This is a genomic window from Phocaeicola vulgatus ATCC 8482, from assembly GCF_000012825.1.
GTDB lineage: Bacteria > Bacteroidota > Bacteroidia > Bacteroidales > Bacteroidaceae > Phocaeicola > Phocaeicola vulgatus.
In genome coordinates this window covers 683207-705832 of record NC_009614.1, presented here as the reverse complement: position 1 = coordinate 705832, position 22626 = coordinate 683207, and the positions used below count along the sequence as shown (strand labels likewise).

The following is a 22626-nucleotide window of genomic DNA, read 5'->3' as shown; positions in this document are numbered from 1 at the left end:
ATTTATGGATAAGGATTTGTTATACCGTTTTTTTGAAGGTCATGCTTCTTTAGAAGATATGAAAGTGGTTAAAGAATGGGCTGATGCTTCTGAGGAGAATGCCGGGCTGTTGCGTAGGGAACGCAAACTGTTTAATGCCATGATTCTTGCAGGTCATTCCCGACGGACTGATATACAGAGAATGAGGAACAGGAGGAACTATTTTATTAGGGAATTCCTGAAAATAGCTTCTGTAATAGTGATAACGGTGAGTGTGACGGCTGTATTATTTTCAATAGGTAAAGATAATGAAGATATGTATTTAGCGATGCAGACCATTACCGTGCCGGCCGGTCAGCGTGTGAACCTCGATTTGCCTGATGGTTCAAACGTTTGGCTGAATGCCGGAACTAAAATGCAATATCCTGTTTCTTTTATGACAGGCAAACGGGAGGTGATATTAGATGGAGAGGCTTACTTTGAGGTGGTTCATAATGAAAAGAGTCCGTTTGTGGTACATACAAGTACATTGGATGTAGAAGTATTGGGAACAAAATTTAATGTGGAAGCTTATTCAGCACGAAAAATATTCGAAACGTCTTTGATGGAGGGCAAAGTAAAGGTAAAATTACCTCACGATGACAAAAATTCCGTCGTCTTGGTACCCAATCAGAAAACGACTTTGATAGACGGCCGATTGGTGGTGAGTAAAATTGATGATTATAATGTATATCGTTGGAAAGAGGGGTTATATTGTTTTAGAAATAAACCTTTTGCTGATATTATAAAAGATTTGGAGAAATATTATGATCTGAGCATACAGATGGATAAAAAGGAAATAGCAAAGGTTGCATTAACTGGAAAATTCAGGATTTCTGATGGATTGGACTATGCGCTGCGTGTTCTGCAAAACGATGTAGCCTTTACTTATCAAAGAAATCGGGATAATGACGTCATTCATATAAAGTAAGAAATGTATTAACCTTCTAAAATGGAAAATCAGCCTATGAAGCAATCCTAATGAAAAACAACTAAAGAGCCGATGGGTGTTTGCACCACCCACCGACCCGACTAACACAATTATTTTTAATAAATCGTATTAATAACCATTTGCAAAGATATGAAAAACATTCCTTTGCCGGATCTTTATTATCTTGAAAATCCGGATTTAAAACAATTATTTAGAATTATGCGAATATCAATATTCTTATTGTTCTTCTGCCTGTTCAGCCTGATGGCCGAAAATAGTCACTCACAGAATGCGAGGGTAACTATCAATAGAAGCGATGCCCCGTTGGAATCTATATTGAATGAGATAGAGTCTCAAACGGACTATCTTTTTATATATAAGGAAGATGTGAACGTGAAGATGCGTAAAACCATACAGGTGAATGGTAAACCTGTGTCCGAGGTGCTGCCTATATTGCTGACCGGCTCTTCCATCGGTTATAAAATGGAGGGAAATCATATCATCCTTACTCGTGATGTTGCATTGGCAGCGCAGCAACAGGGGGTAACGGGAGTAGTGACCGATGTTTTGGGCGAACCGCTGATTGGTGTTACTGTGATGCTGAAAGGAGATATGCAAGGCACGGTGACAGATATAAACGGAAGATTCTCGCTGTCCGCTGAGCAAGGAGATGTAATAGTAGTAAGCTATATAGGCTATGCTTCACAGGAGATAAGATTGAAGGATACAAAGTTACTTCGTATTATGATGAAAGAAGATGTGGAGCTGTTGGATGAAGTGGTAGTAATAGGTTATGGTTCCATTTCAAAGAAGGAACTGACTAGTGCAGTTTCCCACATATCAGGTAAGGATATGTTGCAGATTGGGAGTGGTAATCCTGCCATGCAGATTCAGGGAAAGGTCTCAGGTCTTGCAGTAGAGAATTCTACTCCTTCTGATCCTAATTCTTCACCCAGTATTCAGGTACGTGGAGTATCCTCGCGTTCAGCCGGATTGGGTCCGCTGATTGTAATTGACGGTATACCAGGCGGTAGTCTTGATAATTTGAATGAAAATGATATTGGATCTATTGATGTCTTGAAAGATGGGGCAGCTTCGGCCATTTATGGAACCCGTGGATCGAATGGGGTGATTGTAGTTACTACCAAAAAAGGTACTATGGATGGAAAAATTCATACTTCGTATTCGGGATTTGTGAATATAACTACACCTGTCAGAGAGTTGAATGTATTGTCGGCTACAGATTTTAGAGAACAGAAACGGGGAGATGATTATGGCGCTGATACTGATTGGTTTGATGAACTGACTAAAGTGGCTGTATCTCATAGTCATACTTTGCAGGTTATGGGTGGTAATACTAAGACTAATTATAAAGCAACAGTGGATTATAAAAATACAGATGGTATAGACTTGCGTTCGGAAAGGCAGCAGGTAGGGGCCCGTTTGTCATTAAATCATACAGGAAAAAGTGACTTGTACAATGTCATTCTGAATGTGGCTCCGCGCACAGTGAAGTATCAGGATGCAGATTATGATACTTTTCGTTCTGCATTGTTGATAAATCCCACTATTCCAGTGATGGACCCGGAGCAACCGGGTAAATATACTCAGATAACTACTTATTCCACCAATAATCCGGTTGAAATCTTGAAGTTGGAGAAAAGTGGTGGTGAGCGTACTATCTTAAGTTGGGATGGTACGTTTAAGTTGAATTTGTTTCCGCTGTTGTGTAGAGATAAGAATCATTATTTAAGTACACAAATTACATTGGCTCAGCAGATTATAGAAACCGATTACAGTTGGTTTCGTCCTTCGATTTCTACCATAGAAGACAAAAGTGGATTTCAGGGAGAAGCTAGCCGTAAATATGACAAGAATAAACAAGAATCTTTGGAATGGTTGGTAAATTACGGTTATGACACTGGTAACCATCATGTAAAGTTTATGGGAGGATATTCTTATCAATACTTTGTAAATGACGGATTGAATGCTGAGAATAAGAACTTTGCTTCAGATTTGTTAGGACCTGACAACTTGGGTGCTGGAACTTACAATAGTGAAGTGGAGGGACGCCTAGGTATGGGGTCTTACAGGAATGATTCCAAATTAATTGCTTTCTTTGGTCGTCTGAGTTATAATTTTAGAGATAAATATTTTGCTACATTTTCTCTTCGTCATGAAGGCTCTTCCAAATTTGGTGTTAGTAACAAATGGGGATCGTTTCCAGCCGTTTCTGCTGGTTGGAGAATCAGTGAGGAGGATTTTATAAAAAATATCCAATGGATTAGTGATTTGAAATTGAGAGGTGATTTCGGAGTGACAGGTAATCAGGAATTTGATAGTTATAAGTCATTGGCCCTGATGCAGGCGTATGATTTGATTTATTATAATGGAACATATATTAAGGGTTGGGGATTCAGTTCCAATGCTAATCCTAATTTGAAATGGGAAAAAGGTAAAAATTGGAATGTAGGAATAGACTTCAGTCTGTTTAATTATCGTTTGAATGGTAGTGTAAATTATTATAGTCGGAAACAACAGGATCTATTGGGAGTTTATGATGTTGCATTGCCACCTAATGGTGCTTCGCAATCATTTGTTAATGTAGGTACAATGAAAAATACAGGTGTTGAAATCGAATTAGATTGGAATGCGGTAAAGAGCAAAAATTTTAATTATACAATTAGTTTTGTGGGCTCTACTTCAAATAATAAGTTTGTTTCATTCTCAAATCAGTTTTATGAAGGTCCTAAGTATTATTGGATGAGTAATTTTCCCTTGTACCCAGGAAATCCAGGGGTATTGCAACGTATTGAAGAAGGAGAACGCATTGGTAATTTTTACACATTCCAGTATGCGGGTTTGGATGATAACGGAGGTTGGTTGATTTACTCTAAAGATGGTGAAGTGATTCCTATAGATAAAGGTACGGATGAGGATAAACGGGTGGTAGGTAATGGATTGCCTAAGTTTACAATGTCTGTGACTCATACTTTCCGATGCAAAAATTTAGATTTGAATTTGTATTTCCGAGGTAATTTGGGTTATCAGATCTATGATGTCCATGATTTGTATTATGGCTTGCAGGATGCAGCTCCGAATACGAATGTGCTGGAGTCCGCTTACAAGGAAAATAGGAAAATTACTACAGGAAAAAATGTGCATAGCAGTTATTTTGTACATAATGGTGATTTTATGAAGTTGGATGTCGCTACATTGGGGTATACTTGGAATATAAATAATAAGTGGGTTGAAAAGGCACGTTTCTATATTACAGGACGTAATTTGTTCACTATTAGCGGATATCACAGAGGACTAGATAAGGATGCATATTGTGTAAATGGTATGGAACCCGGTCTACCTTACAGTAAGAATGGATATTATCCGTCTTCACGTCAATTCTTGTTTGGTATTCAACTTAACTTCTAAATTTATTACTTTATGAAAACGTTTAAATTAAAAAATATATTTCTGGGATTAGGAATGTTGGCATCAGTGGGATGTACGGATTTGTCGGAAACTACTTATGATATTGTACCTCAGGATGGATTCTATCAAACCAAGGAGAATGTTCTTCAGGCGTTTGTACGTCCTTTCGGACACGGATATTGGTTGTGTTGTAGGGCGATGTATTGGTTTGGCGAACTTTCTGCCGACCATTATATGACTGTGCAAAGAGAGGAACATTGGTATAATGGCGGTGAATATTTCCGTTATCATTATCATACTTGGACTGTTGATGATTGGTATGTTAATGCAATTTGGGAAGATACTTACAGAGGGATCATTCAGTGTAATGCCAGTATTTCTGATATAAGTAAGCTGAATCCTGCAAAGTTTGGCTTTTCACAGCAAGAGTTTGATGATTTTATTTCTCAAACACGTGTTTTACGTGCGTGGATGTATATGTCTATATTCGATTTAGTACATAATATACCAATTGTTACGGATTATCCAACTACAGAGTTGCCGGCACAATCAGAGCCAAAAGAAACTTTTGCTTTTATTGAACAAGAGCTGTTGGAATCATTGCCTGCGTTACAAAAAAAAGAAAGTAATAATGGAAATGGCTTAAAGCAGGGTCAATGGACCCTGGGAGCTTGTGCTGCCTTATTGGTAAGGTTGTATATGAACGCCAGTTGGTGGATTGATGAGGACAAGACGGTCGAAGCTGAAAAATACTGTGAAAAAATTATAGATGGTGAATACGGTTTCTATGATATAGATAATAGGTGGGATGCGCCGTTTGATTGGGATAACGATAAGTCTAATGAATTATTGTTTGGTTATCCATCCTCGTTTGGTGGTATGCATTGGCTTTATGATTATGAAATGTTTTGGCAGGTTGCTCCGTTCCTCTCTTCGAAATATTTCGGTTTTACAGATTGGGGGAATTGTAACCCCAAATATGCATTACAGCCAGGATTAGATTTAAATGGAAATGAATATTCCTTTGAAAATGGAAAACCGGTCCGTAAGTTTATGAAATATCCTGATGATGTGCGTCTGAAAAAGTATAAAAATTTAGGAAATAGCAAACGCGAAGGAATGTTTTTGTATGGCGACCTACCTTATGAAACGGCAAATGGAACGGAATATGTTACTTCGGACAATGGAGCTTACAAACTTTACATTCGTGATCAAGTAGGTATTTTCCGCGATACAGATCCTGCTAGTTTCTCTCCCAATCCTTCTAGTGGAACCCAAACTCCAAAATCGGCTATGGCTTACGGAGATCAGAATTCAGGTTGGTGTTTGATAAAATATCCTATTTATCGTTCGGATGATGCAGGTAAAATAGAATCGGATTATGCTTTGATCCGTTTAGCGGAAATTTATTATTATTTGGCAGAAATTCGTTTTTATCAGGGTAGAAAGGCAGAAGCGGAAAAATTACTGAATTATGTACGGAAGCGTTATTATCCAGCAGGTTCTTCTAGTTTGTATCCTGAGAATGGGAGTGCATTGACAGAACAGGAATTATTGGATGAATGGGGACGGGAATTTTTAGGAGAAGGTTTACGTAGACAGACTTTATGCAGGTTCGGGATTTTTAATTCGGGAACTTGGTGGGATAAAGAACCGGATCCAGATAATCATACGATGTGGATACCTCTTTCACGTACTACATTGAATACGAATCCAAACTTGAAGCAGAATCCAGGTTATCCATCTGTTAATTAAAAAATTGATAATCTCATTTTTATCCGATAACTTGTATGTATATCTACATCTTGTTGTCGAATTGTTGAATAATTTTTGTATTTAAATAATTAGAACATTAATAGTATGAAAAAAAATAAATTCTTATTTTGTATCGGTCTGTTACTGACTGTTGCGACGATTGTAAATGCACAGTCTGTGACTTGGATTAGTAGTACCGAAGGCAATGTATGGCAAAAATCAAAAGTGAAGTTGCAGTCAAAATCAGAACAAAATCCTGTTTTACAGGTAGATGGAACAGAGAACGGTGTTGCTTTCAAGAATTGGGGAACTACTTTCAATGAACTTTGTTGGGATGCTCTTGGGTTATTAACTCGTACTGAACAAGATGAAATATTGTATAATATATTTTCTCCGCAAGGTGATTTACGGATTACGCGTGGACGAATTTCGATGGGAGCCAATGATTACGCTCGTTCTTGGTATAGTTGTGACGAAGTGGAGGGTGACTTTGAATTGAGATATTTTAATATTAATCGTGATAAACAGACTATTATTCCTTTCATACGTGCTGCACAAAAATATAATCCGAATCTTACATTTTGGATATCACCTTGGTGTCCTCCAAGCTGGATGAAAATAAATGGAGATTATCCGGTTTTAAGTAGTCCGTTTAATAGTTTGTCAGAGAAACAGAATTATTTATTATATGGTGCTACAGGCGGTCAGGTTGATGAGAATGAAATGAAGTTGACCGGTGCCCGTGATGGAGTTTTTCCTCGCCAACTTGCGACAACTGACTTTATGATTCAAGATCCACGTTATTTGCAGACTTATGCAGATTATTTTTGTCGGTTTATAGATGCCTATAAAGAACAAGGAATTCCCATTGATATGGTAATGTATCAGAATGAAGCGTACAGTTACACTCCTTATCCTGGTTGTGCCTGGACTGCCACCGGTACGATTCGTTTCAATAAAGAATATTTAGCTCCTACTTTGAGGCAAATGCATCCTGAGGTGAAGCTTTATTTAGGTACTTTTAATACGAATCGCCAAGATCATGTAGAAACAATTCTTGCTGATACGGCTTTATGTAATTGTATTCGTGGTATGGGATTTCAATGGGAAGGACGTGAAATACTTCCTTCCATAAGAAAACAGCATCCCGAATGGGAATATATCTGTTCGGAAAGCGAATGCGGTTGGGGTAGTTTTGATTGGAAGGCAGCAGAACATACATTTGAGTTGATAAATCATTATTTAGGGAATGGATGTTGTGAATATAATTTTTGGAATTGTATTTTGACCGATAAAGGTGAAAGTCCGTGGGGATGGAAACAGAATGCGTTGATTCGTGTGGATTCGGAAAAGCGTACGTTTGTTTATACCCCGGAGTATTATGCAGTAAAGCATTATAGCAAAATGGTGGCTCCAGGATCAAAAATCTTACAATACAAGGCAAAGGGGGAGGATAACCAACCAGTCATTATATTCCTGACTCCTGAGAATCAGTATTTGGTAGTGGCGGGGAATTTTAATGGCAAACAACAGAATTTGAGTGTAAAACTGGCGGGAAAATATTTGGAGGTGACGTTGCAGCCCCATTCTCTAAATACATTTTATACAAAATGATCACAAGGAATAATCCTCGTTAAATTGATATCCATTGTAGGGATCGGTGGATTCTTACAATGGATAAAAAAGATGTAAAACTTCTATTTTCCCCCATTTGACCGAATAAAGTCCCTCTTTTGAAAGATTTATATACCCATCGTTAGGATTGTATTTTCTATCTTTGCATCAAACAATTTTTGAACTAATTATTATGAAACACAAAATCCTTACTTTCTTTTTGGCTTGTCTTGTGCCCTGGCTGGCAGGAGCACAGCAATCTGCCAATAGTCAAAACAATGTAGCCGAAAAAGATTACATAGCTTATCTCTTTACCTATTTTACAGGTAACCACATCAGCGAGGAAGCCGTATGCTATGCGGTAAGTACGGACGGATATACCTATTGGGCACTGAATGACAACAAACCTGTCATTGATTCCAAAATCATCAGTTCTACCGGTGGTGTGCGCGATCCGCATATCCTGCGTTGCGAAGACGGAAAGACATTCTATATGGTGGTTACCGATATGGTTTCTGACAATGGATGGGATTCCAATCGTGCCATGGTGTTGCTGAAATCTACAGACTTGGTGAACTGGAACCATTCTGTCATCAATATGCAGAAACGTTATGCCGGACAGGAAAAACTGAAACGGGTATGGGCTCCTCAGACTATCTTCGATGCGGAAGCCGGAAAATACTTGGTCTATTGGTCAATGAAATATGGTGATGGGGCAGATGTGATTTATTATGCTTATGCCAATAAAGAATTTACCGACCTGGAAGGTGAACCGAAACCGCTTTTCATCTCTGAAAACAAGAAATCTTGCATAGACGGTGATATCGTATATAAAGATGGAATCTACCACCTGTTTTATAAAACTGAAGGACATGGAAACGGCATCCGGGTAGCAACTACCCGTTCACTGACTTCGGGACAATGGGAGGAAGAACCCGACTACAAGCAGCAGACCCCGGAAGCGGTGGAAGGTGCGGGAACTTTCAAACTGATAGGTCAGAATAAATACATCTTGATGTATGATGTCTATATGAAAGGTAAATACCAGTTTACTGAAACGACCGATTTGAAAAACTTTAAAGTGATAGACAGTGAGGTGAAGATGAATTTTCATCCGCGTCACGGAACTATCATCCCCATTACCCGTGCCGAGTTGAAGCGCATCACCGACAAATGGCCTTCAAAGGAAATGGGCAATATGACGATTCCCAACAATCCCGTGCTGCAAGGTTTCCATGCTGACCCCGAGATATTGTATTCTCATCAGACTAAAAAATATTATATCTATTCCACCACCGACGGACAGCCCGGATGGGGCGGATGGTATTTCAGTGTCTTCTCTTCGGATAATCTGAAGGACTGGAAAGATGAAGGGGTGATGCTTGATTTGAAATCCGATCAGGTGGCATGGGCGGATGGAAACGCATGGGCTCCGTGCATTGAAGAGAAAATGGTGGATGGAAAGTATAAATATTTCTTCTATTTCAGTGGTAATCCTGTAGCCGGAGGCGGCAAGCAGATTGGGGTGGCGGTAGCCGATTCACCCATTGGTCCGTTCAAAGACTTGGGACATCCCATTATTACTGAATCTCCCGTGGGCCACGGACAGCAGATTGATGTGGATGTGTTTACCGATCCGGTTTCGGGAAAATCCTATCTGTACTGGGGCAATGGTTATATGGCGGGCGCCGAACTGAATGAGGATATGGTTTCCATCAAAAAGAATACCTTGACCGTATTGACACCGAAAGGAGGAAGTCTGAAAGATTACGCTTTCCGTGAAGCGGCATATGTGTTCTATCGTAATGGTCTTTACTACTTTATGTGGTCGGTGGATGATACCGGTTCGCCCAACTATCATGTGGCATACGGTACGTCGAAATCTCCGCTAGGTCCTATAAAGGTTGCTAAGAAACCGGTGGTACTGATTCAGGATCCTGCAAAGGAAATCTATGGACCTGCGCACAATGCAGTCCTACAAATTCCGGGTACGGATGAGTGGTACATTGTATATCATCGTATTAATAAGAACTTTATAGATCGTGAGAAGGGTCCTGGCGTGCATCGTGAAGTATGTATAGACCGTATGGAATTTAATCCGGACGGAACCATCAGGAAGGTTGTTCCCACGTTATAAAAGAAACATGACAATAAAGCATATACCATGAAAAAGACCTTATTATCTCTGGCAATCGCCTCATTGGCAGCAGGCCAATCCGTCTGTGCTGCCGTGGAAAAAGTATATAATGAGCCCGATTCGGTCTACATCTTCTCTTACGCCCATCCGGAAGACGAGGGACGCAGCGGACTGAAATTCGCATGGAGCCCCGATGGCGACAAGTGGCTGAGTGTATCCGACGGCTTTGCCTATCTGAAATGTGATTTCGGGCGTTGGGGGGCGGAAAAGAGAATGATTAAACCTCTTCTGGAAAAAGCGGAAGATGGACGTTGGTATTGCCGGTGGCAGCTTACCCCCAGCGGAAAAGTATGGGGTACTTCCCATTCTTCCGACTTGTTGAAGTGGGCTCCCCAACAATATGTCAATGCGGAGAAGCCTGCCGTGCCCCGACTGGTCACTGCCCGGCAGATTGTCCTTGATAAAGATACCTTGAACGGTTATATGCAGAAAGTACCTTATGCGGATATAGAACAGTTGATTCGTTTTGCTGAGCATAAGAAATTCCGCGATATACAGAATAATGAGCGTACCGAACAGGATGCCGTCCGCTTTGCCGGACTGAAACCGGTCGCTGCCACCATCCGGGTGGATACCGGACGGGTGAAGCCCATTAGCGAGCATCTGATAGGTATTTTCTTTGAGGATATCAATTATGGAGCCGATGGTGGACTTTATGCGGAGCTGGTTCAGAACCGTGATTTTGAATATTCTGCCAAAGACGGTGCAAGAGATAAGAACTGGAACAGCACGTATGCGTGGAGTATACAGGGTACTGATGCGGAACTGTCTGTCAGTGAGGACAGTCCCATCCATGCTAACAATGCTCACTATGCAGTGTTAGAGGTACACCGCCCGGGTGCTGCCTTGGTGAATAACGGTTTTGACGGTATTGCCGTGAAAAAAGGTGAGAAGTATGACTTCTCTGTGTTTTCCAAAGTGCTGGATGATACGAAAGGTGGAAAAGTGCTTGTGAGGCTGACTACCAAAGATGGCAAGGAAATTGCGCAGGCTGCTATTCGGGTTTCATCTACAGAGTGGAAAAAACAAAAGGCTGTACTGACGGCAACGGCGGATGCTGCGGATGCCGTGTTGTCCGTTTGTCCGCAGATGGCTGGGAAGTATGCCTTGGATATGGTTTCTCTTTTCCCACAGAATACATTTAAAGGCAGGAAGAACGGGCTGCGCGCCGATTTGACACAGACTTTGGCGGACCTTCATCCCCGTTTTGTCCGTTTCCCCGGCGGATGTGTGGCTCACGGAGATGGTGTGGACAATATTTATGATTGGAAAGGCTCTATAGGAGCGTTGGAGGAACGCAAGCCTCTGCGCAATTTGTGGGGGTATCATCAGACCCGCGGTCTGGGATATCATGAATATTTTTTGTTCTGCGAGGATATGGGGGCCGAACCTGTTCCTGTAGTGGCAGCCGGAGTGCCTTGTCAGAATTCGGGTACTTGCAGTCATCACTCGGTAGGCGAACTGGGTTGCGGCGGTCAGCAAGGCGGAATCCCGATGGAGGAAATGCCGCAGTACGTGCAGGATGTACTGGATTTGATAGAATATGCGAATGGAGATGCGAAGAAGACCGTGTGGGGAAAGAAGCGTGCGCAAGCCGGACATCCCAAACCTTTCAATCTGAAGTACATCGGTATTGGTAACGAGGATTTGATTACCGATATCTTTGAAGAACGTTTCACCATGATTTTCAATGCGGTGAAGGAGAAATATCCCGAAGTGACCGTTATCGGAACGGTAGGCCCGTTCTATGAGGGCAGTGATTATGAGGAAGGCTGGAAATTCGCCACTAAGATGGGTATTCCGATGGTGGATGAACATTATTATAACACCCCGGGATGGTTTATCAACAATCAGGATTTCTATGACCGTTATGACCGTAACAAGGCGAAAGTGTATTTGGGAGAGTATGCGGCTCATTTGCCGGGACGTCCCAACAATATAGAAACAGCTTTGGCCGAGGCCTTGTACCTGACTTCCGTGGAGCGTAATGCCGATGTGGTGACCATGACTTCTTACGCTCCGTTACTGGCTAAGGAGGGACATACCCAGTGGAATCCGGATTTGATTTATTTCAATAATACGGAGGTAAAACCCACCGTAGGTTACTATGCGCAGCAGATGTACGGACAAAATGCGGGCAGTGAATACATCGCTTCTTCCGTGACTTTGGATAATGTACAAGATGCGGTGAAGAAACGGATAGGTGTGTCGGTAGTCCGCGACGGAAAGACAGGAGATATGATCGTGAAACTGGTGAATCTGCTGCCGGTAGCGGTGAATGCGCAAGTGGAGCTCCCGTCTTTGGAAGGAATGAACACCACTGCCGTAAAGACGGTTTTGGCAGGAAAACCGACAGACCAACAGGTTCGTCCTGTATCCGGTACAATGGAGGTAAGCGAGAAATTCGGGTATGAATTGCCGGCTTATTCATTTACGGTAATCCGGATAAACAAGAATGAAAAATAACAATAGATAAATAAACATGAAGAAATTACTGACTTTGTTGCTGGCGGTCCTGCTGCTGGCAGGATGTGCCGGCAATAAGCCCGGGACATTCGAAGCGGGTAAGAATACCTTTCTGCTGAATGGGAAACCGTTCGTGGTCAAAGCGGCAGAGGTGCATTATCCGCGTATTCCCCGTGAATACTGGGAACATCGTATTGAAATGTGTAAAGCATTGGGCATGAATACGCTTTGTCTGTATGTCTTTTGGAATTTGCATGAGGAAACTCCCGGTAAGTATGATTTTACAGGTAATAAAGATATTGCAGCTTTCTGTAAATTGGCTCAGAAGCATGGTATGTACGTCATTGTGCGTCCCGGTCCGTATGTATGTGCGGAATGGGAAATGGGTGGGCTGCCTTGGTGGCTGCTGAAGAACGACAGCGTGCAGCTTCGTACTCTCGATCCTTTCTATATGCAGCACGTGGGAGCCTTTATGCATGAAGTGGGCAAGCAGTTGCAGGATTTGCAGATTACCCGTGGTGGTAACATCATCATGGTGCAGGTGGAAAACGAATATGGTTCGTATGGCACGGACAAGCCCTATGTGTCTGCCATCCGTGATACGGTACGTGCCGCAGGCTTTACTGAAGTGCCTTTGTTCCAATGTGACTGGAGTTCTAATTTCCTGAATAATGGTTTGGATGATTTGCTTTGGACTATAAATTTTGGTACGGGAGCTGATATCGACAAGCAGTTTGCCAAACTGAAAGAAGTACGTCCCGACGCTCCGTTGATGTGCAGCGAGTTCTGGAGCGGATGGTTTGATCACTGGGGGCGCAAGCACGAAACCCGTGACGGACAAATCATGGTGGATGGCCTGAAAGAGATGATGGACAAAGGTATTTCTTTCAGTTTGTACATGACCCACGGAGGAACGACCTTTGGCTGGTGGGGTGGTGCCAATAATCCGGCTTACTCGGCTATGTGCAGCAGCTATGACTATGACGCTCCTATCAGCGAAGCAGGCTGGACCACCGACAAGTATTTTGCTTTACGTGATATGTTGAAGGACTACTTGGACGAAGGACAGACATTGCCTAAAGTTCCTGAAGCTTTACCGGTTATGGAAATCCCTGCCATTAAATTCACTCAAATAGCTCCGTTGGTTGACAATCTGTCCGAACCGAAGCAGACAGAGGAAATCCAGCCGATGGAGAAATTTGACCAAGGCTGGGGAAGTATCCTGTACCGTACCCATTTGCCGGAAGATGTGAAAGCGGGAACCGTTCTGAAAATCACCGAACAGCATGACTGGACACAGGTTTTTGCCGACGGGAAACTGTTGGGGCGTCTGGATCGCCGTGGTGGAGAACAGGAACTTACACTGCCTGCATTAAAAGCCGGTACACAGCTTGATTTATTGGTGGAAGCCATGGGGCGTGTGAACTTTGACAAGTCCATTCACGACCGCAAGGGAATTACCGAGAAAGTGGAACTGGTGAACGGTAAGAATGCTGAAACGTTGAAAGGCTGGACTGTTTATAATCTTCCCGTAGATTATGAATTTGTATCTTCCCGGAACTTTCAGGATATGAACTCGTCTGCCGCCTGTGGCATAGAGAAAAATGATGAAAGTGTTCCGGCCTACTATCGCGCTACTTTTACCTTGGATAAGGTGGCTGATACATTCCTGAACATGGAGTCTTGGGGAAAAGGTATGGTATGGGTGAACGGTCATGCCATGGGACGTTTCTGGGAAATCGGTCCTCAACAAACCCTGTTCATGCCGGGTTGTTGGCTGAAAAAAGGAGTGAATGAAATCATCGTTCTTGACTTGAAAGGCCCGAAAGAGGCAACCATTGTCGGATTGAACAAACCTATCCTGGATATGCTTCGTGTGGCTGTTCCTGAAACGCATCGTAAACAGGGGCAGACCATCAAACTGGAGAAGGAAACACCGGTATCTGCCGGTACTTTCAAACCAGGTAACGGTTGGCAAGAAGTGAAAGTTCCTGTTACGAAAGGACGTTACTTCTGTCTGGAAGGGCTGTCTTCTTTTGATAATACCAACATTGCCGCCATTGCGGAGTTTGATGTGTTGGATGAGAAAGGACAGAAAATCTCTCGTGAAAACTGGAAGATTGTTTATGCCGACAGCGAGGAAACCCGTAGCGGTAACCGCACAGCCGACAAGATTTATGACCTGCAAGAAAGTACTTTCTGGCAGACGGTAGATAATACGGCTTATCCTCATCAGGTGGTGATAGATCTCGGCAAAGAATATAACGTGACCGGTTTCCGTATTCTGCCACGTGCGGAACAGGGAGCTCCCGGCATGATTAAAGATTATAAGGTGTATGTAAAAGCAACCGGTTTCGGTTATTGATATACTTTTCCCGTAGGGGTGGAAACACAGACTGCTGAAGAAGCTACCGAAAAGAATTAAAGACACAGATGTAAGGAGGAAGCTTCAAAAGAAGGAAACCTGCGAGTGGAGCAATTATCGGATACTTTAGCAAATTTTAAAATTTGCTAGAGTATCCGGTTTCTTTTTTATAACTTTGTGGCAGTCTATGATTCTAACCGAAAGCACAATGAAATATATATTGACCTTTATACTATCTTTTCTCTCCTTCTTGGTGTGTTCTCAGAACATAACTATTACAGATATCCCTACCATTGACCAGCTGCCGGTAAATGCCATTCATCGCGTATTCAGAGACAGCGAAGGATATATGTGGTATGGCACGGTGAACGGATTATGTCGTGATGACGGTTATCATGTGAAAGTGTTTCGTTCGGACATTGAAACTCCGGGATTATTAGAGGACAATTTGGTGGAGTGTATCGCTGAGGATAAGAAGGGGAATATATGGTTCGGTACAGACAAAGGGGTGTATATTCTTGATAAATCGGACTACAGTGTACATCCTATGGACCGGGAGCGTTTGAAGAATATTCCGGTGATGTATCTATATGCTACCAGTGACGGCTATATGTGGCTGAGCTATCGTTCTATATTGGCCAAATATGACATCAACGGACAGTTGGTCAAAGAGTATCCCCTCCGGAATAAGTACGGAAGAACTACTATTTCCGGATTTTGTGAGAGCCGCAACCATGAGATTATTATTTCTGTGTGGAATGGCCGGGTATATCATTGGGACAAAGAAAAAGACGAGTTCGTTCCTTATCCTGATAAGATGAGAAGACAAAATCCTACGGTGATGGTTCAGGATAATGAACAGGAATACTTCTGGTTGGCAACCTGGGGGGATGGTGTGGTGCGTTTTGACCCTTCGGCTCCTGAAGATTCTATGTTTGTATATTCTGAAATACCGGTCAATGCTGCCGGTGAGGAGGATGGGGTCATCCTTAGTCTGGTACAGGATGATAAACTGGGGTATATCTGGTTAACCACCGGGCACGATTTCATGTCCTTACAAATACAACCGGATAAGACGTTAAAACAATTGAAATTCCAGACAGGGCTTCTGCCTGTTAATCATATGTTGGTAGAAGTTCTGAAAGGGAGGGGATGTCTATGGGTGTCGGCCTTTGACCGTCCTAGTTTCATTGTACATCTGATGGATAATATGACCAAGGATTATGCCTTGCCCGCTTTGGCGGACAGAGTAAACCGCAGTCCGGCTGTAATGGCTTTGTGTGATGACGGAGACGGTATGATGTGGATGATGCAAGAAAGAACCGGGTTGGTGTTATATGACTTGAAGCAGGATAAAGTGAAAATCTATTCGGATTTTCCCGAGCTTGTTTCGTTGTCTTTGGATAACGGACGAGAGATGACTCGAGCACGTATTAATAACGGTATTTGGGTGGCAAAAGATTTGAATAGATTGGTTTATGGTATGATCCGTAAGGGTATGGAGATGTATCTGGTGGATCTTATTGATTTGAACGGGCAGGTGGAATCGAACGCTACGGTGACCAAATTGTATGAAGACTCGCACGGAATCTTGTGGATAGGCTTGAACAAAGGACTTTGCAGTTATGATGTCCGTCAGAAAAGAATTAAACAGGTTTATCCCGATGTGGGGCATGTGATGGGAATCGTGGAGAATAAGGAAGGGTTGATATGGATTTGTACTCAAGACAACGGTTTGTTTCAGACAACGGCGGATGAAAAACTTCGTTCTTTCAAATTGGACAAGAATTTCTCTTGTCTGTCTATTGCTCCCGATTGGATTTTGTGGTTGGGAACTTGTGACGGAGGAGTCTATTCTTATGATCCTTCAGAGAATAAGTTGGTCAGTTATAATGAGGCTTGCGGTATGAACGGTAATCAGGTGAATCAAATAGTGGCTGATGCATATAATCATATTTGGATTGATACAAACCAGAAACTGATAGAATTTAATCCTCGTAACGGTTCGTTCCGCACCTATCTTACCACGGATGGTTCTATCTTGTTGCATCGCTTTCTTCCCACTGCTGTTTGTCAAGCAAAAGATGGCAATATTTATTGGGGCGGCATTCCGGGTATTTGCATGGTTACTCCATCAAACGGGTTGGAAAGAAAGGCTAGTGCAGTGAAGACCAAGATAACTGATATAAAGTTGCAAGGAGAATCATTGATATTCGGAGATAGAAAGAGTAGCAATTCCATTAACCGGATAGAATTGCATCCCGATGATCAGAATTTGGAAATTAGTTTTTCTTCTCTTAACCACCGTTATGCTTCAAAAATACGCTATGCTTATCGGTTGATAGGAGTGGACAAAGCGTGGGTATATGTGGAAGGTGGAAAAAACTCGGCTTTTTATAATCATCTGAGTAAGGGCACTTATACTTTTCAGGTGAAAGCGACGGATGAAAATGGTCTTTGGAGTAAAGAGGTAACTGAACTGACTATCCGACGCCTTCCTGCTTTTTATGAAACTTGGTGGGCGTATTTGTTCTATGTATTGATAGTGATGGGTGTATCCGGTTATAGTCTGTATCTTTATCTGAAACGCGTGGACCGTAAGAATAATGAAATGTGGGCGGACAGCAAGGAGATGATTAAAATGCGTATTTATTTGGATAGTAAGGTGAATTTGCCTGAACCTGAGTTTGTACAACTGGACAAACTTCTATTGGAGAAAGCGGTAAAAGCCGTGGAAGATAACCTTACTGAGCCTGATTTTGATGTGACAGCTCTAGCTGATGCCATGAATATGTCCCGTTCTACTTTGACCCGTAAATTGAAAGCCATAACAGGCCGAACTCCATTGGATTTTATCCGGAACATCAAGATGAAGCATGCCAGACACATGTTGGAAGATAAAGACAAAAGTGTAACAGAGGTTGCCGCTACGTTGGGGTATTTTAATCGGAAGTATTTCACCACTTGCTTTAAGGAGGAATTTGGAATGACTCCCAGTGAGTTCCAGAAATCACAACACGAAGAATAAACATCTTCCTGTCCTTTAATTGTTGCAAATAGGGGGTACAAATGCGTCAAGTTATAGCTAGAGCTATTTGTATCCCCTGTTAGCATGGTTCTTCACCTGTATTTCTATTTCCTATTTCATTCTTTTGCCACAACCTTTTACGGGGAGAAAAACACATCTTCTTCATTCATTCCCGCAGTAAAGGTATGTATAACTTTAAATTTAAATAGAATGAAACATTTGTTTTTGTTGCTTACTCTGTTAAGCTTTTCATTAACGGCCTTAGCCCAGCAAAAAGTGACGGGTAAGGTGAAAGATTCTTCCGGCGAGCCTGTCATAGGAGCCAGTGTTGTTGTAAAAGGCAATAATACCATGGGAACCATTACCGATTTTGATGGAAACTTTATGTTGGATGTTCCGGCAAAGAGTGTGTTGGTTATTTCTTATATTGGCTATGTCACTCAGGAAGTCCCGACAGCAGGAAAGAATTCATTAGAGATTGTTTTAAAGGAGGATACCAAAACCTTGGATGAAGTGGTGGTGATTGGTTACGGTACACAGCGTAAAGGTGATGTGACCAGTTCTGTAGCTAGTGTGAAAGCCGACAACTTTGTAAAAGGAGCCGTGAAAGATGTGGGACAGCTGATTCAAGGAAAAGTAGCCGGTCTGGCCATTACCAATCCTAACGGTGACCCGACGGGAAGTACTCAGATACGTCTTCGTGGTACAAATACCATTGGTGGAGCTAATACAGCTCCTTTGGTATTGATTGACGGAATTCCGGGAGAACTCGGTACAGTGGCTCCCGAAGATGTGGAGAGCGTGGACGTGCTGAAGGATGGTTCTGCTGCCGCTATTTATGGTACGCGCGGTACGAATGGTGTGATTTTAATTACTACCAAACAGGCTAAAGGAGTGGATATTAACCAGGTGGAGTATAATGGCTACGTCAGTACTTCTCTTATAGCCAAAAAGTTGGATATGCTGAATGCAGATGAGTTCCGTACCCTTTATCCTGACCAGGACCATGGGGCTGATACGGATTGGATTGATGAGATTAGCCGTACACCGGTTAGCCATGTTCATAACTTGTCATTGATGGGTGGCAATTCAAAGACTAATTATATTGCCAACTTGAACTATGCCTCTCGTCAAGGGATCATGAAAAAATCGGATTTCGAAAGTTTTCAAGGACGTATTGAGGTAACCCACCGTATGTTTGATGATAAGTTGAAGTTGAAATTCGGTTTGTTTGGTAAGAAAAACCAGATGGAATCTACAACTAGTGGGGGTAGTTTCAGAGGTTGGGTATATGGCCAGGCAACTCGTAGAAACCCGACTGATCCGGTAAGAAATGAGGATGGTACATGGAATGAGAATGTGAGCAAATTCGAATACGAGAATCCGTTGGCTTTGTTGTATGAGGCTGAAGGAAATGTAAAAAAGACGCAGTTGCGTTACAATGGAAATATTGTTTATAATCCTATCAAAGATTTGACTCTTTCTGCCGTATTCTCTTATATTCGTGACAATATGAACCGTGGCTACGGTGAAACTTTGAACCATATTTCTGCTTTGCGTGATGGATTGGCTGGTTGGTCTTCGGTAGGTGCTTATACCAAGATGGAGAAGTTGATGGAACTTACTGCACAATATAACAAAGAAATCGGTGCGCATAAATTTAGTGTCTTGGGTGGTTATAGCTACAATGAAACAGACTTTGAAGAGCTTTGGATTGATAACTATGGTTTTCAGGATGATTATTTTGGCGGATGGCATAATATTGGCATTGGTTCTGCTTTGAAAGACGGTAAAGCGAATATCGGCTCAAAGAAAACTCCTACAAATTTGATCGGTTTTTTTGGGCGGGCTACCTATTCGTTCAAGAATCGTTATTTGTTGATGGGAGCTCTTCGTTATGAAGGAGCCAGCCAGTTATGGGGTACTGATAATGCATGGGGGCTTTTCCCATCTATATCTGTAGGATGGAGAATTACCGAAGAAGCATTTATGAAGAATCAGAAGATATTTGATGATTTGAAACTTCGTGTGGGATATGGTGTGACGGGTTCACAGCCTAAAGATCCTTTCCTGGGGGTGGCTATGTTGAAATACGGCTCGTATGCTTTTGTAAATGGGAATTGGGTACAGACCATTGTTCCGGCATCCAATCCGAATCCTGATTTGAAATGGGAGGAAAAGAAAGAAACCAATATTGGTTTGGACTTCGTTTCATGGGGTGGCCGTTTGTCCGGTTCTATTGATTATTATAACCGTGATGTGGATGGCTTGATATACGAATATGGAGTACCGACTCCTCCGAACTTGTATAATAAGACGATGGCCAATGGGGGTACAATGAGAAACCGTGGTGTGGAAGTGTTGGTAACTGTGGTTCCTGTTCAGAATAAAGATTTTGAATGGAGCACTACCGGAACATTCTCTTTGAACTCTAATAAGCTAATCAGTTTGTCTGGCAGCATCTTTAAGTCGGATTATGACTATTTTAATACGGGTACAGTGGAATACTCCGGTCAGGTAGCCGATTCTCACAGAGTACAGGTAGGTGAAAGCATCGGTAATTTTTATGGCTTTAAAGTAGTAGATGTGGACAGTGAAGGTCGTTGGATCTACGAAGACAGGAATGGTGAGTTGGTGAACTATAAAGATTTTACTCATGCTCCCGAAGATAAGCATGTTATTGGTAACGGTCTTCCTAAATGGTATGCGGGATGGAACAATACTCTTCGTTATAAAAACTTCGACTTGAATGTGACGATGCGTGGCGCGTTTGGTTTCCAGATAATCAATGGTGGACGTATGAATTATGAGAATGTAAAAAACAGCCGTTTTGAAAATCGTTTGAAGTCTGTGAATGACTTGGTATTTGGCAAGCATACGTTGAGTCCGGAAGTGGAACCGGAATTCAATAGCTATTATGTAGAAGATGGTGACTACTGGAAGATTGACAATATCACTTTGGGATATAGCTTCGGTCAGGTAGGTAAATATATAAAGTCACTCCGTATTTATGGTTCGGTATTGAATGCTTTGACTATAACCGGATATAAAGGTATTGATCCGGAAGTATCAACAGATGGTTTGACTCCGGGGTATGATACACGTGACAGATATCCGAGTGTGCGCTCATTTACTTTCGGCGTTAATGTGAAATTTTAATGAACTAAAAAGGAATTGAAGATGAAAACAAATATAAAATTATGGACAATGGGACTGATGACAGCCGCATTGTTGGGAAATACAGCTTGTACTGATTTACTGCATGAGAGCTATGGACAGGTAGTGTCTGAGGATTACGTACCGAAAACGGAGGAAGATGTCAGTTATCTGGTAAATGCCGCTTATATACCTTGGCGTGAAACGTTGCTGCAATGGAACGGAGTGGTTCGTGCACAGGAATTGTGTGCGGATCAAGATGTTCTTCCTGCCCGTGATGGTATTGGATGGGTAGACGGTTATATCTATAAAAGATGGCATCAGCATACTTGGACTACCGAGGATGACGGTGTGCTTCAAGGATGGGAACGTACGTACAATGGTGTGAATACCTGTAACCGTATTTTATCTCAGATAGAAGAAGGTGTGATCAGTGTGGATGGAGAAACGAAAGAAAAGTTGATTGCCGAATTGAAAGTACTGAGGGCTTCATATTATTATATTTTGATTGATTTGTATGGTAATGTGCCCATTGTGACAGATTTTAAAGATACTTCTTTGCCGCAACAGTCTACTCGTAAAGAGGTCTTTGACTTTATTGTGAAAGAAATAACGGAGAATATGGATTTGTTGTCCGAAACGCCGAGAGGTTATTATTATGGACGTTTCAATAAGTGGGCGGCTCATACATTGCTGGCCAAAATGTATTTGAATGCTGAAGTTTGGTCGGGTACTGCTCAATGGCAGAAATGTATTGACGAGTGTGATATCGTGATTAATTATGCCGAGAAGTCCGGAGAATATGCATTGGAGAATAATCAGAAGGATGTTTTTGTAACGCATAATGAGAATTCTAAAGAAATTATCTTTGCATTGCCGTTTGATGAAATTTATGTGACAGGATGGAATGATTTTGATTTTCATATGTACACTTTAGCACCTGAGAATCAAGATACTTACCAATTGACTGCACGTCCTTGGGGAGGCGTGTGCGCAGTGCCTCAGTTTATTAATTCTTTTGATGAGGATGATGCACGTTTAGAGGATAACTATATTCAAGGTCAGCAATATACCTATTCCGGTGAAATCTTGAAGCGTAGTATTGATGGAAAACCATTGATTTATACGGTAGATGTCCCCTCTATTGATCAGTCGGATGTGGATGATGGGTTCCGTTGGGGTAAATTTGAATATGCCACCGGTATAACCAACCGTTTGAGCAATGACTGGCCGTTGTTACGATATGCGGATGTATTGATGATGAAAGCGGAGTCATTGATGCGTTTGGGCAAATCGGGAGCAGGTGCTTTGGTGACTCAGGTACGTGAACGCGCCTTCAAGAATGAACCTGAAAAAGCGCAAGTTACAGACGCGGAACTGATGGGAGGAAGTGTATATGATTATGGTCGGAGAGATAGTTATAAGACAGAACATGATGGAGGAACGGATATTAAATATGGTCGTTTCCTTGATGAGCTTGGTTGGGAGTTTTGTCAGGAAGGACGCCGCCGTCAGGACATGATTCGTTTTGGCATCTTCACTACAAAAGCTTGGTTCTCTCATGATAAGAGTGATGAAACCAAAAATCTGTATCCTATTCCAAATAAAGTATTGTTGACCAATAGTAATCTGAAACAGAATCCGGGATATTCTAAATAGTATTTATT

Annotated in this window: 10 protein-coding genes; all 10 read left to right on the top strand. The window is 42.0% G+C overall.

The annotated features are described in order from the left end of the window. Positions 1-4: 4 nt before the first annotated feature. The 10 genes from BVU_RS02565 to BVU_RS02520 all read left to right on the top strand — a co-directional run bounded on the left by BVU_RS02565 (position 5) and on the right by BVU_RS02520 (position 22618). The gene (locus tag BVU_RS02565; RefSeq protein ID WP_005840736.1) at positions 5-949 is read left to right on the top strand and encodes a FecR family protein; all 945 of its coding nucleotides are present in this window, start codon (positions 5-7) and stop codon (positions 947-949) included. Between the two features lie 150 nt (positions 950-1099). Next, positions 1100-4378, top strand: coding sequence for a SusC/RagA family TonB-linked outer membrane protein (locus BVU_RS02560; RefSeq protein WP_011964775.1), 3279 nt, complete (start codon positions 1100-1102; stop codon positions 4376-4378). Positions 4379-4390: 12 nt separating this feature from the next. Beyond that, entirely contained in the window at positions 4391-6133 is a 1743-nt protein-coding gene (locus BVU_RS02555) for a RagB/SusD family nutrient uptake outer membrane protein (RefSeq protein ID WP_011964774.1), read from the top strand. A gap of 105 nt (positions 6134-6238) precedes the next feature. After that, entirely contained in the window at positions 6239-7747 is a 1509-nt protein-coding gene (locus BVU_RS02550) for a glycoside hydrolase family 30 protein (protein WP_005840744.1), read from the top strand. Positions 7748-7940: 193 nt separating this feature from the next. Further along, positions 7941-9884 carry a family 43 glycosylhydrolase gene (locus BVU_RS02545; protein WP_011964773.1) on the top strand — a complete coding sequence of 648 codons (1944 nt, stop codon included), beginning with the start codon at positions 7941-7943 and terminating at the stop codon, positions 9882-9884. Positions 9885-9911: 27 nt separating this feature from the next. Then, entirely contained in the window at positions 9912-12410 is a 2499-nt protein-coding gene (locus BVU_RS02540) for an alpha-L-arabinofuranosidase C-terminal domain-containing protein (protein ID WP_011964772.1), read from the top strand. A gap of 16 nt (positions 12411-12426) precedes the next feature. Then, on the top strand, positions 12427-14775 hold the full coding sequence (locus tag BVU_RS02535; RefSeq protein WP_011964771.1) for a beta-galactosidase: 2349 nt from the start codon (positions 12427-12429) through the stop codon (positions 14773-14775). A 187-nt stretch (positions 14776-14962) separates the two neighbouring features. After that, positions 14963-17803, top strand: a complete 2841-nt coding sequence (locus BVU_RS02530; protein WP_041174393.1) for a helix-turn-helix domain-containing protein — start codon at positions 14963-14965, stop codon at positions 17801-17803. A gap of 210 nt (positions 17804-18013) precedes the next feature. Beyond that, entirely contained in the window at positions 18014-20962 is a 2949-nt protein-coding gene (locus tag BVU_RS02525; RefSeq protein WP_005850901.1) for a SusC/RagA family TonB-linked outer membrane protein, read from the top strand. Between the two features lie 21 nt (positions 20963-20983). After that, on the top strand, positions 20984-22618 hold the full coding sequence (locus BVU_RS02520) for a RagB/SusD family nutrient uptake outer membrane protein (protein ID WP_005850903.1): 1635 nt from the start codon (positions 20984-20986) through the stop codon (positions 22616-22618). Positions 22619-22626 lie beyond the last annotated feature (8 nt).